The following is a 14564-nucleotide window of genomic DNA, read 5'->3' as shown; positions in this document are numbered from 1 at the left end:
AAGATAATAAAAAGTTTTAGTCAGTCCCCACAATTTACAAAAATTATAATTACGGCAGATTCCTTCGGGCATCCACTATCCCTATATTCCGACACAGCCGCAACAGGAATGGTTTGTCACTCCGTTGCGGCTGTGTCTTAATGGCATTGCAGGCTTCTTCTTTATACCTCCTCCCGCCGTTTCGCTTTCTTGCCGAAAGAGTCGTCAATGTTGATAAATGCCGTCACAAGAAAGGTGATAGCGCAAAATCCCATGACAAGGATAAAGAAAGTGCGATAGCCCATGATGTCTTTCAGATAGCCTGAAATCATACCCGGGAGCATTAGTCCAAGGTAGGAGATGCCCGTGCAGATGGCGTAGTGTGAGGTCTTATAAGCTCCTTGGCTGAAATAAAGCATGTAGAGGGTAAGGGCCGTGAAGCCCAGGCCGTAGCCAAACTGTTCGACGAAAAGGAATGCACTGACCACCCACACGTTGGAGGGCATGGCATAGCTCATGTACACATAGACGATGTCGGGCAGCGTGATGGCGCACACCATAGGCCACAACCAGTGCTTCAGTCCGTCGCGGCTGGCGAGCATTCCACCCACGATGCCGCCCAGCAGGAGCCCTATTAGTCCCACGGTGCCATTGGCCAAGCCATATTCCTGCGGCGAAAGTCCCAGTCCGCCCTCCGAGTTCGGGCGCAGCAGAAAGGTATCGGTCATCTTTGAGAGCATGGCCTCCGGAAACCGATAGAACAACAGAAAGCAGAGGGCTGCCAGCATTTCGCGCCCCGGCATCTTGCCGATGAAAGCCACAAACATCTTCTTCATGCCTGCCATCACCTCGCTGGCAGAAGTGTCTTTCTTCTCAGCGTCGTCTTCGGGGCGTGGCATGATGAAGCCGTGATAGAGCCAAATGGCAATGAAGAGGCCTGCCAACCCATAGAAAACAAGACTCCACGTGAATGCCTTCTGATTGCGGAAGATGAGTTGGAGCATACCTGCGGCCGGCACAAGCAGACCTTTGCCCATGATCACGGCGATGCGATAGAACGTGTTGCGGATGCCTACAAACCACGTTTGAGCGTGGTCGTCGAGCTCCAGCATGTAGTAGCCGTCGGCTGCTATGTCGTGAGTGGCACTGCTGAAAGCCATGAGAAAGAAAAAAAACATGGTGCCTTGAAACCAGAAAGCGGCATTGAGCGTGAAGGCCACGCCTGCCAACGAGGAACCGAGGAGTATCTGCATGGCCAATACCCACCAGCGTTTGGTACGGTAGAGATCGACAAACGGGCTCCAAAACGGTTTGATCACCCACGGCAGTCCGAGCCAACTGGTATAGAGGGCAATGTCGGTATCAGTCATGTCCAACTGCATGTACATCACCACCGCCACACTCATGACGATGACATTGGGCAGTCCTTCAGCGAAATAGAGGGTGGGCACCCAAGCCCACGGAGTCATGCGATTCTTCATCATTTGTAATATTTCTCAATCGTTGCACCTTTATAATAATGCAGAAGGATGTCATCATAACCAAAGCCTTGCTCTCCCATGACGGCTGCCCCTATCTGGCAAAGCCCCACACCGTGGCCCCAACCGGCCCCGACAAGGGTGAAGTGCTGCGGCACTCCGTTTGTGGCATCCACCTCGCTCTTGTCCACGACGAAAGCCGAACTGTAGAGATGGCTCTCGCTCAACGCCCGGCGTATCTCGAGTTCCTTGCCGATGGTGAACGTGCGTTCGGTGCCCACAATCTTCAACTTTGATATGCGTCCGCTCGCCCCGCGCTCTATGGGTACGAGGTCTACAATGCCCCCCAGCTCCATCTTCAGTTTGTCTTCGATGAGGTGGCGCAGTTTTTCCTGCGTGTATTCTACCCGCCAGCGATAGAAGTCGGCCGTCTCTTGGTCGTAGTCGTTGAGCACTTGCTTGAGCACCCGCCCATCGCTCGTATTGCAGAAAGCCTCCGGCGAAGTGCGAATCCACCTTTCAGCGTTGGCTTCCACCGTGAGATCGACACCGGACGCTTCGCCTTCCGTGTCACGCACAGCCAACAAATAGGGCTTGCGGATATTCTCCCAACAGTATTGGAATTCCTCCGTCATGCCCCCGCAGCACTTGCTGAAACGCGCATCGCATATCTCCCCACCGCTCATGAGGATCTGACCGCGCGTCTGTCGGACAGCCTCTGCCACATGGGGGGCCGTTTCTTTGGTGATGCCTTGGTAACGCTGGCAATGGTCGTCGGCACAAACATCGAAGATGGCATGGTCTTCACGGTCGTACCACCGAATGAGTTCGTCATCTTTCTTAACGAAAGAGAAGAAGCTGTTGCCCGTCTCGGCCACCTGTCGGCGTTTTTCCATCTGCGCCAACAGCCAACTACGCGAAATCACGGCATGCGCCTTAAGCAGTTCAAGACTTGACGTGGCACTCATCTCACTTGAGATGACACTCTCCAAATATTGCTCCACGGGCAGTTCGTTGATGGCGCATATCTTTCCTTCCTCCACCACCAAGCGCAACATACCGAGGAAAGTCTGCCGTTCCTGCCGCTCCCAATGGAAGTCGACCCCAATGGTCACATCATCGATGGAGAATGAAGCATCGGGCGTATGCGGATGAAAAGTGAGCTGACTGTATTGATTGCCGTTCCAGAGGATGCCACCCTCATAGAACTCCACTTCTTGTTCGCCGCACACCTCCTCGCCCTTGGCCAGATAGGGGCAGTTGAGCACAAAATGTATCTTCTGCGCACTCACGACGCCCACCGTCACATCGGGCTGCTTGTCGGCCGTGTGGTGGCGGCAAGGGGCAGCTGACACTCGCAGTCCTTCGCGTATTTCCTGCATCCGTGCTGCACCGGCTCCACACTCGCGGAGGATAGCCGTGGCGAGTTCCGGGGTGAGTTTTTCAAAATCTTCCTGGCGCGGAGTGATGATAAGACCGGCCATGTCAAGAGCCCCCGGGCTCACCATGAGCCGATCGCTGCCCTCGGCCGAGTAGCAGTTGGGGCGATGCTTCTCACGCGGAATCACCACCGTCAGCGTATCATCTCCCTGTCTCCATGCCATGATGTTCATCATCGGCTCCTCGCCGGGTGTACGGGCAGCCTTCCCCATGCTGTCGTAAAGGCGCATAAAAAGTCTGTTACCCGTTTCAGCATTCCGGCTCCGGATGACGAAACATGGCACCACATAGCCCGTCACCTCGGCCAGATAGTCGTTCTCGTCGCACTCCACCAACTTCACCACCTCACGGCTGAGCCGCTGCCATTCGGCCTGCAAAGGCACAAGACCACTCGTACCGGCCTGCAGATGCAGGTGGTCGGGGGCACTGGCTCCGCATTTGGGACCGTTGTAGAACACCATGAGACTGCCGTAGGTTTCAAGCAAACGGTGTATCTCTACGAAGTGTTTCCTTATGCTTTGCGGCTCGTGCCGGCGCGAAGCTATCGTGAAGTGCATGGGAAGAATGGGGAACGGATTCACCAACAGTTCAAAATCGTTGTCAAGCATTTTCACCATCTGCTCTTTCGGGCGGTTGGCCTTGCAGAGAAAGCAGGGCCGGCCGCTGAGCGTAGAGCGGTCGAGCTTGGCCCCCGTAGACACGATGCGGGCCGGGTTGAATTGCACTTTCAGCGTATCAAGCGTGCGTGTCTTCACATTACTCAAGTCGCGGTAGCGCCGGCGGGCATCCTCCCACACCTCCAGTTGACGGTTGAAAAACCGCGTCATCGGGTCGTAGGCATCCTGCAAGTCATCCTTACCACCGTTCATCTGCCGGCGGGCCTGTATCTCCATCGTGCGCAACCGGTCTTTATAACGGTTGTTGGCGTTCACGCGATCGATGCTCAGTGCGGCATCGCTATTGCCTCCCCAACGACGGCAAAGATACAGTTCGTCGTAGATGCGTCCTATGCGGTAGCAGCGGCTGAAAGCCAGTCCCAGCGCATAGTCTTCGCCGTAGCTTGTATTAGGAAACTGCACCTGCCGCAGCAGGGGGGTAAAGAAAGCACGCGGAGCCCCTAAACCATTGATGCGCAGGGCATTGTTGCAGCCGTTATCGTCGGTCCACTCGCGATGGTCTATCAAGCCGGGGGGCAACGTATTGAGTTCGAAGTCGCACATGCGGTAGCTGCCGATGATCATAGCCGCCTGCTGCTCGTGGAAAGCATCAACCACCCGTTGCAGCGTATGGGGCGAAGAGTAGAGGTCGTCACTGTCGAGCTGCACGACAAACCGTCCGCAGCGGCTGTCGTTCACAGCCACATTCCAGCAACCACCGATGCCGAGGTCTCTCCGCTCGGGAGTCATCACCACGAGTCGTCCGCCTTTTGCTCTGTCTGTCGACTGTAGGGCCGTGAGTATCTCGCCCGTGCGGTCGGTGGAGTGGTTGTCCACCACCAGCACGTTATATCGGAAATCGGCCCGTTGCGCCAACGCGCTTTCTACGGCATCAGCTATAGTTTTTTCGCGGTTGAAGACGGGAATAACGACACTGGCCTCGCAGTCGAACTCCTGTTCGTCGAAGTCGATATGACCATAAACTCCGGTGTCCACCAATGCTCCCAATGCTCTCAAATGGGCCGTGGCCACCTGCTCCATCTCCACCTGCACCTCGCGGTTGCGAGGGTTTACATAGTCAAACTGCTTCTCGCCGCTCTTGCGGTTGTCGACCTCTTCTTCGGTATAGAGAAACTCGTCGAGGTGGAACAAGTCGCCCTTTCGGCTCAGGTAGAGCCGAAGATCGTAGAGGGCTGCAAAACGATAGCTGCTCTCCGCAGCGCGTGCCTCCTTGGCATAGTCGTGCAGCAGCGATGCGCGCACGAGTAGCAGGCAGCCGAAGTCGAAGTCATCGCGGATGCTTCCCGGCTGATAATCGATGGCCGGATGACGCTCCGTCCGCCCGCCTGTGACGGTGTAATGATCGCTGTAGACGAGTGCCGCTCCCGTGTCGTCGGCCGCCTGAAGCATCCGGTGGAGCGCATTCTGGCCCAATGTCATGTGTGTGGTCTTTGTGCAGAGCAGCACAAAGTCGGCATCGGTGTTGTCGGCTATGTGGAGAATGGTCTCCGTGGAGGCCAATGCGTTTTCAATGGCGTTGCTTTCCGGTTGCAGGAACACGATATGTTGCACGGTCTTGTCGTCGTTGAGCACCTGCACGGTTTCTGCAAGTGTATCGGCAGCTATGGCCGGCAAGAACACGTCTATCTTTTCTCTCATCATTTATAATGTGCAGTTTGGGGGTTGATGGTTTGTGGCAGCATCGTCGCGTGCGAACCGGATGCCGTCTTGTTCATGCAAAGATAAGACTTTTATTTTTATTGTCAGCACTATTGGGGTGATTATCTTGGCATTTGTCCTCCATTACATTCCTTTTGCTGCGATGGAGTGCAGAAATGTCAAAAACTCCAGACATGGGGTGACGTTCGGCCCAAACGGGATTTTCAAAGGAGTTCTCTGACCTCCCGCTCCTGTCCTTTTTAAGTCTCTCATCACGGCCTGATAGCAACAGAAGACGGGAGAATCGGCTTTCCGAGTCGATTCTCCCGTCTTATTTCAAGCTTTTTCCAACCTTGTTTTTCGTCAAAGATTGACAACATCCTTAGAGTGTTATTTCGCCCGAACCGAAGCATCGGTGATGCTGCTCGTCGTAGACCACGCAAAACTGTCCGGGGGCCACGCCGTGGATAGGGGCATCGGCATGCACCGTGTAGATACCTTCTGAGGTTTTCTCTACGGTGGCGGGGAGATAGTCGGGAGTGTGGCGAATCTTGAACGTGACGCGCTCCGAGTCAATCGGAGTTGTGAGCACGTGGAAATCGTGCATCCGGAAGTCTTGCTTGTAGGCCGTCTGCGGGTCGTAGCCGTGGCTCACATAGAGCACATTCCGCCCCACATCCTTCTTCACCACAAACCACGGGCCTCCGCCGAAACCCAGCCCCTTGCGCTGCCCTATGGTGTGAAACCACAGTCCGCGATGCTCGCCGATGGTCTTGCCCGTCTCCAGTTCTATCACATCACCGGGCTGTTCGCCCAAATAGCGGCGCAGATATTCGTTGTAATTGATTTGCCCCAAGAAGCAGATGCCCTGACTGTCGCGCCTCTTGGCGTTGACCAAATGCTCGCGCCCGGCTATCTCCCGCACTTCGTCTTTCATGTAGTGGCCTATCGGAAAGATGGCCTTGCGCAGCTGCCAGTCGTAGATTTGGGCCAGAAAGTCGGTCTGGTCTTTCACGGGGTCGGGACTGGTCACGAGCCATTTCCGCCCGTCAATCCATTCCGTCTGCGCATAGTGGCCCGTAGCGATGAGGTCGTAGTCGTGCCCCATTTTGGCATCGAAAGCACCAAACTTGATGAGCCGGTTGCACATCACATCGGGATTGGGCGTGAAGCCGGCCTTCACTTTCTCCATCGTGTAACGGGTCACTTCGTCCCAATACTCCCGGTGGCAGTCCACCACCTGCAGTCGGCAACCGTATCTGGCCGCCACAGCCGTGGCCATTTCAAGGTCTTCCTCCGAAGAGCAGTCCCATTCTTCCTGCTCTTCGGGCCCTATTTTGATGTAGAAACAGTCGGGATGCAGCCCCAAAGCAGCTAATTCGCATACCACCACGCTGCTGTCCACGCCACCGGAGAGCAGCACGGCGATGCGCTTGTCTTTCAGTTCGTTGATATCTAACATGATGCAAAGTTACGAAAAAGATGAGAGAATGGCGGTCGGGAAAAGGGGAAAAATGGCAACCACCTCTATCCCTGCCGCTTGAGAATGATGAGTGTCACGCCCAAGAGGATGAGCAGGATGCCCACAGCCAACCGCAGAGTGAATGTTTCGGAGAAAACGAAAATGCCGATAATGACGGCTGTAACGGGTTCGAGGGCTCCCATGATGGCCGAGGGGGTGGAACCTATCTTGCTGATGGAGATGTTCATGAAGAACAGCGAGAGCACCGTGGGCAACAGAGCCAGCTGGGTGGCACAGCCCCACTGTTTCGGTCCGTGAAGCAGCATGAGCGGTTCACCCGACATCACACTGAACACACCGATAGTGGCCCAGCAGAAGACGAGCACCCAGAAGGTGAACTTAAGCGGCGACATGTCGGTGTGCCAGCGATTGACGGAGATGATATAGACGGCATAGAGAAACGAGGAGAGCATCACGAGTGTGAAACCCACCGTGCTCAGTCTCGCATGACCGTCGCCCTGATAGAGCAGTCCCACGCCTAAAAGTGCCAAGAGAATGGAGATAGAGGTGCCCCACGTGACGCGCTCGTGGAAAAAAACAGTCATGAGCACGGCCGTCATGACGGGATAGACAAAGAGCAGTGTGGAGGCGATGCCGGCTGCTATGTGGTGGAAACTCACGTAGAGCGTGGTAGACGACATGGCAAAAAAGACCCCAAGAAGGGAAAAACGGATGGCATGGCCGGGCCGGATGGCAAAGTGCTCACCGCGAAAAAGCATCAGAACGCCAAACATCAGGACGGCCAACCCGTAACGATAGAACAGCACCGAAGCGGAGTTGACGCCATCGGCATAAAGAGGCAGCGTGCCCAGCGGGTTGGTGCCATAACAAACGGCGGCTACGACAGCTGCCAGAAATCCTTTTACCTTATCACTCATCACCAATGTGCCCGCTGTCTTTAAAAACAATATTTCAGCGAAAGCAGGTGCAAAATTACGAATAAAATCTTTATCTTTGCAAGTAGATTCTAATTAAATTGTATCATGGAACAAATCAAAAACGAAAAACTGACCATCAGTGTGGCTCCGATGGGGGCCGAACTTCAAAGCATCAGGGATGCCAAAGGCAAGGAATATCTCTGGGACGGCGACGAGCAGTATTGGAACCGCCACTCGCCCATTCTCTTCCCCATCGTGTGCGGACTGTGGAAAGACACCTGCCGCATCAGTGGCCGGGAATACCACATGGGGCGGCACGGCTTTGCCCGCGACACGGAGTTTACGCTCATCAACAAGACCGACAGCCGCATCACCTTTGCCCTGCACGAAAGCGAGGAGACACTCAAGCTATATCCCTACCGTTTCAATCTGGCCGTGACCTACCGCTTGGATGGCAACAAGGTACATGTGATTTGGCACGTGGAAAATACCGACGACAAGGAAATATTCTTCCAGATAGGCGGCCACCCGGCCTTTCTCGTGCCGGGAGCCCGCAAGGGCGAGGAAGTGAAAGGCCGGCTGCAATTTGACAATGTGGCTCCCGAACGCCTCTATGGCAACGTGGGCGGCTGCATTGTGGAGGGCTATCACAAGGTGGAGACGGAAGGCGGACTGTGGCATTTCACCGAAAACTCGTTTGCCGACGATGCCGTGATATTCGACCGCAGCCAGCTGAAGCGCATCTCCCTGCTCAACGGGGAGGGGCATCCCGAGGTGACGGTCGACTTCAAGAGTCCGGCCGTGGGCATCTGGAATCCTACGGGTAAGCATGCGCCCTTCGTGTGCATCGAACCGTGGTACGGCATCCACGACCGGGTGGAATATGCCGGAGAGTTCAAGGACAAGTATCTGATGAACAGTCTGCAGCCCGGTGCCAGCTTCATGAGCGAATACACCATCACCATAGGCGAGTAGCGACAAGCCGTACACCTCTTTTATATAGGCAGACTGTGAATGACCAATGACGGAAGCAAGATGCCCTTGACGGTGTGGGGTGTCCGCTGATGGTTTTGTCAAACCATTTTCCGGTTTTCGGCCCTCTATTCTGCGATATTTGCAAACGACCATGACTCGGGCGCAAATACGCGAATTTTGGCGATACTTTTAAAATGCTGACAATCAGTCATTTGAATTTTATCAACACATTTCCCGGCCAGAAAAAAGGGCTAAAAAAGCCCAAACGGGCTTGTAAAAGGGCCTCGGTTGCAGTGCAACCGAGGCCCTTTCGGCTTCCAAGTGTGGCCCTTTCACAATGCCGAAGAGCCTGAACGAGAAAATCGGAAGGCTTTGGAGAGTGTTTCAAGACCGTTTCCCGCTCTGGTTGGAGATTTTCCGTGAGCACACTTTTGTAAAGGTTATTCCGCTTTAAGCGGCATCACACGACTCACCTCTTGCATCGAACGCCCAAAAGTTGGATGCCCGACCGGCGGCTCCCACCGGTTTATGCCACCACCTCAGAGACATAACAAACGGTGCTTCAGTTGTCTCGTCATCCCATTGGTGGAGGAAAAATAGGCGAAAAAATATGTTCTTACGCACTTTTGAACAAGAAAAAAGGCATTTTACTTGGAGTTATCACAACTTTTATTTAAATTTGTCCCGAAATGTAAAAAGTACAAAAATCAAACTATGAATAAATCCGGATTCTTTTATCGGGTGTTTGATCTCTATTACGACGGATTCCGCCACATGCAGGTGGGGAAAACGCTGTGGCTTATCATTCTGGTCAAACTATTCATCATGTTTGCCATACTGAAGGTGTTTTTCTTCCCCAATTTCATCAAGCAACACTCGCAGGAAGGCAAGGAATCGGACTTTGTAGCCACCGAAATAACAGGCAGGGCCCGATAAAACAGCCGGCGGGAGACCGGTATTCCAAAGCCGCCGGACACTCTCCCTTTTTTACAGAAAAATCAATAACATCTATAACCATATTATGACAAACTTATTATTATCTGTCGATGCCGGCACCATAGACTGGTCGAGGGCGCAATTTGCCCTCACGGCCATCTATCACTGGCTTTTCGTTCCCCTGACACTCGGTCTGGCCGTGATTATGGGAATCGTGGAAACTTGTTACTATCGCACGCGCAAACAGTTCTGGAAAACTGCAGCCAAGTTCTGGCAGAAACTCTTTGGCATCAATTTTGCCATGGGAGTGGCTACGGGTATCATTCTTGAATTTGAGTTCGGCACCAACTGGAGCAACTATTCCTGGTTTGTGGGCGACATCTTTGGCGCACCGCTCGCCATCGAGGGCATCATCGCCTTCTTCATGGAGTCTACCTTCGTGGCCGTGATGTTCTTCGGCTGGAAGAAGGTGAGCGCAGGCTTCCACCTCGCTTCCACTTGGCTCACGGGCTTGGGGGCTACCATCTCGGCATGGTGGATACTGGTGGCCAACGCCTGGATGCAGAATCCTGTGGCCTTCCACTTCAATGCCGACACAATGCGCAACGAGATGAATCTCGACAGCTTTGCCGAGATTGCACTGTCGCCTTTTGCCGTGATGAAGTTCTGCCACACGGTGACTTCCTCATGGATCATCGGCGCCGTGTTTGTGCTGGCCGTGAGTTGCTACTATCTGCTGAAAAAGCGTGAGACCGAACTGGCCAAGGAGAGCATCAAGATAGCATGCAGTGTGGGACTGGTGGCCTCGCTGCTGGCTTTCTACACCGGTGACGAAAGTGCCTATCAGGTGGCCAAGGTGCAGCCGATGAAGCTCGCTGCCATGGAGGCCCTGTACAACGGTGGCACCGACCAACCGCTGACGCTCATCGCCGCCGTGCCGCCTTTCAGCCAGCCCGACTATGCCAACGAACAGGAACCGGCCATGCGCATAGGCATCCCCAACGCGCTGTCGTTTCTTGCCACACACGATTTCCATGGTTATGTGGCCGGCGTAAACGACATCATGAGGGGGGGCTATGTCAACCATAAGGGAGAGATTGAACCCTCTGTGGATGAGAAGATTGCACGGGGACGGAATGCCATCACAGCCCTTCAGACCTACCGTAAAGCCAAGAAGGAAGACAACAAGAAGGGCATGGAGGCCTCGCTGGGCGTGCTTGACAAAGACATGAAGTATTTCGGCTATGGCTACATCAAAGACAAGGCCGACCTCGTGCCCAGTATTCCCGTCAACTTCTACGCTTTCCGCATCATGGTGGGCTTGGGCACACTTTTCATCCTGTTCTTCACCGTGGTGCTGTTCTTGGCCTATCGTAAGGACATCACCAAGTTGAAATGGCTGCACATTGCCGGCATCAGTTCACTGCCTTTGGGCTACATTGCCAGCGAGAGCGGTTGGCTGGTAGCCGAATTCGGCCGTCAGCCGTGGACCATTCAGGACATGCTGCCCACATGGGTGGCCGTGAGCAACTTGCAGTCGGACAGTGTCATCATCACGTTCTTCATCTTCCTGATTCTCTTTACCCTCTTGCTCTGCGTGGAAATCAACATCTTGTGCAAGCAAATCAAGAAGGGGCCGGAATACAGTCTCGCCGAAATCGGGAACAGAGGATAGGCTAACCGGTTTGTCAAACAATAAACAACAATGAACATGACTTACGCATTCTTACAACAATATTGGTGGTTTCTCGTCTCCCTACTGGGAGCCCTGCTTGTGTTCCTGCTCTTTGTACAAGGGGCCAACTCGTTGATATTCAGTCTGGGACATACGCCCGAAGAGCGTCGCTTGGTGGTCAACTCCACGGGACGCAAGTGGGAACTCACCTTCACCACGCTCGTTACGTTTGGCGGGGCGTTCTTCGCCTCTTTCCCACTTTTCTACAGCACCAGTTTCGGCGGGGCCTACTGGCTGTGGATGATTATCCTTTTCTCGTTCGTGATTCAAGCCGTGAGCTATGAATTCCAGAACAAGTTGGGCAATCTACTCGGTGTAAACACCTTCCAGATTTTCCTTGTCATCAACGGCATTCTGGGGCCGGTGCTCCTCGGGGGGGCTGTGGCCACCTTCTTCGACGGCAGCAATTTCACCGTTGCCAAAGACAATATCGTGAGCGGTTTCAATCCCGTCATCAGCAGTTGGGCCAATGCCAGTCACGGTCTTGACGCACTGCTCGACCCGTGGAATCTGGTGTTGGCACTCGGAGTGTTCTTCCTCGCCCGCATCCTCGGCCTGCTCTACATCATCAACAACGTGGACGATGACGCTTTGCGCAACCGAGGCCGCATGCTTCTGCGCAGCAACACGGTGCTGTTTCTCATCTTCTTCCTCGCGTTCCTCATCCGCACGCTGCTGAAAGATGGCTATGCAGTGAATCCCGAGACAGGGGTCATCTTCATGAAACCGCTGAAGTATCTTCACAATTTCCTCGAAATGTGGTATGTCACAGCCATATTGCTCGTCGGCGTGGTGCTTGTGCTGTTCGGCATCGGGCGCACCTTACTGGCCAAAAGCTACATCCGCGGCATCTGGCCTACGGGCATTGGTGTGGTACTGACGGTGTTGGCACTTCTGCTCTGTGCCGGTTGGAATAACACCGCCTACTACCCTTCCAACGCCGACTTGCAGAGTTCGCTCACCATCACTAACTCAAGCAGCAGCGAATTTACGTTGCAGACCATGGCCATCGTGAGTCTATTCATCCCCTTTGTGCTTGCCTACATCGCCTATGCATGGTATTGCCTTGACAAGAAGAAAATCACCAAAGAGGAAATTGAGCAAGGAGAAGCTTATTGAAAACTATGGGTAACAAAAAGCAAGCAGCTGTTTGTAAGTTGAAATTTTAATGCTGTTTGCTACAAAAACAAATATCGCGGAGCCCCTCAAAAGGCTTCGCGATATTTGTTTTCTTCCTTATCGTCAAGCATGGAAAGATAGCTTTGGTAGCGGCTTTCCGAGATGTAATGCTCTTCCACGGCCTTACGCACGGCACATCCCGGTTCGTGGGTGTGGGTGCAGTTGCTGAACTTGCAGTCTTTCGAGAACTCGAAAATTTCCTTGAAATAGCTCGTCAGTTCTTCCGGCTCTATGTCAAAAGTGCCGAAGCCTTTGATTCCCGGCGTGTCTATCAAATAGCCCGGATGCCGGCTTTCCCCCTCCTCCGTAACAGTATCGCCGCCGGCGGGGAGTTCCAGCATCTCGCTGAATGTGGTGGTGTGCATACCCGTGTTGTGCGCATCGCTGATTTCGGCTGTCCGCAAGGATGCCCCGGGAATGAGCCGGTTGATGAGTGTCGACTTGCCCACACCGCTGTTACCGCTCAACAATGTCACCTTGCCGACAAGCAAAGGCAACAGTCGGTCGATACCCTCGCCCGTGGCAGCCGATAGTTTTATGCACTGATAGCCGATGTGCCCGTAGAGTGTCATCATCATTCGCTCATAGTGCAACTCCTCTTCAGACAGAATATCGCACTTGTTGAACGCCAGCACCACCGGCACCCGATAGGCTTCGGCCCCGGCCAGAAACCGGTCGATGAACGTGGTGGAGGTCTGAGGATAGTTCACCGTCACCACCAACAGGGCCTGATCGATGTTGGCTGCAAGGATATGACTCTGCTTGGAGAGATTGGGAGACTTGCGAATGATATAATTGCGACGGTCATCGATAGCCGAGATGAAAGCCGTGCCCTCCTGATTGGTGATGAGCTGCACGTAGTCGCCCACCGCAACGGGGTTTGTACTGCGTATGCCCTTCAATCGGAAGTTGCCCTTTATCTTGCTCTCGATGACCGTCCCGTCATCAGTCTTTACGGTATACCAGCTACCGGTGTTCTTGATTACTAAACCTTTCAAATGCTAATGAGGCATTGGTGATTGTTATACGGTCATGATTTCCTTGGTCTTCGCGGCAATCAAGTCGTCCAGTTTCTTGATGAACTTGTCGTGAATCTTCTGCAATTCGTCCTCGGCATCCTTCTCCAAGTCTTCCGAGAGACCGTCTTTGATGGCCTTCTTGAACTTCTCCTTGAGTTCGCCACGCACGTTGCGCACTTCAATCTTGGTCTTTTCGGCTATCTTGTTGCACTGCTTCACCAGCTCCTTACGACGCTCTTCGGTGGGCTGTGGGATGCCGAGACGAATGATTTCGCCGTTATTCTCGGGCGTGATGCCTACATCACTGTCCATAATGGCCTTCTCGATATCCCGTATAGCCTTTCTGTCCCAAGGCTTGATGGCAATCGTGCGGGGGTCGGGCGTGGAAATGTTGGCCACTTGGTTGAGCGGCACTTTCATCCCGTATGACTCTACCTTGATGCCATCGAGGATGGCAACGTTGGCACGGCCGGCACGAATGCGCGCCAACTGCTCATCGAGATACATCGCTGCCATCTCCATGCGCTCTTGTGCTTCGTTTAATGTTGCTTTTACGTCAATCATATTCTATGGGTCTGTATTAAATTTCGATTTTACAAAATTAGAGATTAATTTTCAAAGTGCCAACTCTTTGGATAGATTTTTTGCAATCTTTTCCAGATAGCGGGCATCCACTTCATCAAAGGCACCAAGACTGCAACTGTCAACATCTATGACCGCTTTGACACTCCCGCCACGGCCAAAAACGGGTACGACTATCTCCGAACGGGAGAGCGACGAACAAGCGATGTGACCGGGAAAATCTTCCACATCGGGCACCACAAGCGTGCGTTTCTCGGCCCATGCCGTGCCACAGACACCCTTCCCACAGGCTATGTGCATACAAGCCACAGGGCCTTGGAACGGTCCCAAGCGTAACTCTCCATCCTCAACCATGTAGAAACCCACCCAAAAGAATATTTCGGGAAAGGCATCGTGGAGGGCGGCCGTCACATTGGCGAGCACCGACATACGGCAGGTTTCTCCCTCAATGAGGGCAGCCACCTGCGCCACAAGGGTTTCATAGCGGGATTCTTTGGTCGTCATATTCATGCAGTCTGGTTGATCG

General features: G+C 53.6%; 11 protein-coding genes. 4 read left to right on the top strand and 7 right to left on the bottom strand.

The genetic code is table 11. From position 1 onward, the window contains the following. Positions 1–161 precede the first annotated feature (161 nt). From HMPREF6485_RS06765 to HMPREF6485_RS06750, 4 genes are all read right to left on the bottom strand, one after another. Positions 162–1460 carry an MFS transporter gene (locus HMPREF6485_RS06765; RefSeq protein ID WP_044126320.1) on the bottom strand — a complete coding sequence of 433 codons (1299 nt, stop codon included), beginning with the start codon at positions 1458–1460 and terminating at the stop codon, positions 162–164. Beyond that, positions 1460–5215: a DUF4922 domain-containing protein gene (locus HMPREF6485_RS13575; protein ID WP_004345578.1), complete on the bottom strand. Its 3756-nt coding sequence runs from the start codon at positions 5213–5215 to the stop codon at positions 1460–1462. Before HMPREF6485_RS13575 ends, HMPREF6485_RS06765 begins: the two co-directional genes overlap by 1 nt. Positions 5216–5594: 379 nt before the next feature. Continuing rightward, entirely contained in the window at positions 5595–6674 is a 1080-nt protein-coding gene (mnmA, locus tag HMPREF6485_RS06755) for a tRNA 2-thiouridine(34) synthase MnmA (protein WP_004345576.1), read from the bottom strand. 65 nt (positions 6675–6739) lie between these two features. Continuing rightward, a complete protein-coding gene (locus tag HMPREF6485_RS06750; protein ID WP_004345575.1) occupies positions 6740–7618 on the bottom strand; it encodes a DMT family transporter in 879 nt (292 codons plus the stop codon). A gap of 99 nt (positions 7619–7717) precedes the next feature. Between HMPREF6485_RS06750 and HMPREF6485_RS06745 the strand changes: the two genes are divergently transcribed. From HMPREF6485_RS06745 to HMPREF6485_RS06730, 4 genes are all read left to right on the top strand, one after another. After that, positions 7718–8587: an aldose 1-epimerase family protein gene (locus HMPREF6485_RS06745; protein WP_004345574.1), complete on the top strand. Its 870-nt coding sequence runs from the start codon at positions 7718–7720 to the stop codon at positions 8585–8587. A gap of 714 nt (positions 8588–9301) precedes the next feature. After that, entirely contained in the window at positions 9302–9523 is a 222-nt protein-coding gene (locus HMPREF6485_RS06740) for a DUF4492 domain-containing protein (RefSeq protein WP_004340236.1), read from the top strand. 85 nt (positions 9524–9608) lie between these two features. After that, positions 9609–11198 (top strand): cytochrome ubiquinol oxidase subunit I, encoded by a 1590-nt coding sequence (locus HMPREF6485_RS06735; RefSeq protein ID WP_004345573.1) that lies wholly within the window; start codon positions 9609–9611, stop codon positions 11196–11198. Between the two features lie 36 nt (positions 11199–11234). Then, on the top strand, positions 11235–12377 hold the full coding sequence (locus HMPREF6485_RS06730) for a cytochrome d ubiquinol oxidase subunit II (protein ID WP_044126316.1): 1143 nt from the start codon (positions 11235–11237) through the stop codon (positions 12375–12377). An 86-nt stretch (positions 12378–12463) separates the two neighbouring features. On the opposite strand, the gene rsgA is transcribed toward HMPREF6485_RS06730, so the two are convergent. From rsgA to HMPREF6485_RS06715, 3 genes are read right to left on the bottom strand one after another with little or no spacing between them, the layout of a single operon-like run. After that, entirely contained in the window at positions 12464–13435 is a 972-nt protein-coding gene (gene rsgA / locus HMPREF6485_RS06725) for a ribosome small subunit-dependent GTPase A (RefSeq protein ID WP_004345571.1), read from the bottom strand. 24 nt (positions 13436–13459) lie between these two features. Beyond that, complete coding sequence (gene frr, locus HMPREF6485_RS06720; RefSeq protein ID WP_004340232.1) at positions 13460–14020, bottom strand: ribosome recycling factor; 561 nt, start codon at positions 14018–14020, stop codon at positions 13460–13462. Positions 14021–14071: 51 nt separating this feature from the next. After that, positions 14072–14548 (bottom strand): GAF domain-containing protein, encoded by a 477-nt coding sequence (locus tag HMPREF6485_RS06715; RefSeq protein ID WP_004340231.1) that lies wholly within the window; start codon positions 14546–14548, stop codon positions 14072–14074. Between the last annotated feature and the right edge of the window lie 16 nt (positions 14549–14564).

Origin of the sequence: Segatella buccae ATCC 33574 (genome assembly GCF_000184945.1) — a bacterium.
Lineage (GTDB): Bacteria > Bacteroidota > Bacteroidia > Bacteroidales > Bacteroidaceae > Prevotella > Prevotella buccae.
Note: the sequence above shows the minus strand (reverse complement) of the source record. Positions and strands in the feature narration are given on the sequence as shown.

Coding starts and splice junctions, on each gene's coding strand:
- HMPREF6485_RS06765 (WP_044126320.1), bottom strand. CDS start 1,460: ATGAAGAATCGCATGACTCCGTGGGCTTGGGTGCCCACCCTCTATTTC.
- HMPREF6485_RS13575 (WP_004345578.1), bottom strand. CDS start 5,215: ATGATGAGAGAAAAGATAGACGTGTTCTTGCCGGCCATAGCTGCCGAT.
- mnmA (WP_004345576.1), bottom strand. CDS start 6,674: ATGTTAGATATCAACGAACTGAAAGACAAGCGCATCGCCGTGCTGCTC.
- HMPREF6485_RS06745 (WP_004345574.1), top strand. CDS start 7,718: ATGGAACAAATCAAAAACGAAAAACTGACCATCAGTGTGGCTCCGATG.
- HMPREF6485_RS06740 (WP_004340236.1), top strand. CDS start 9,302: ATGAATAAATCCGGATTCTTTTATCGGGTGTTTGATCTCTATTACGAC.
- HMPREF6485_RS06735 (WP_004345573.1), top strand. CDS start 9,609: ATGACAAACTTATTATTATCTGTCGATGCCGGCACCATAGACTGGTCG.
- HMPREF6485_RS06730 (WP_044126316.1), top strand. CDS start 11,235: ATGACTTACGCATTCTTACAACAATATTGGTGGTTTCTCGTCTCCCTA.
- frr (WP_004340232.1), bottom strand. CDS start 14,020: ATGATTGACGTAAAAGCAACATTAAACGAAGCACAAGAGCGCATGGAG.
- HMPREF6485_RS06715 (WP_004340231.1), bottom strand. CDS start 14,548: ATGAATATGACGACCAAAGAATCCCGCTATGAAACCCTTGTGGCGCAG.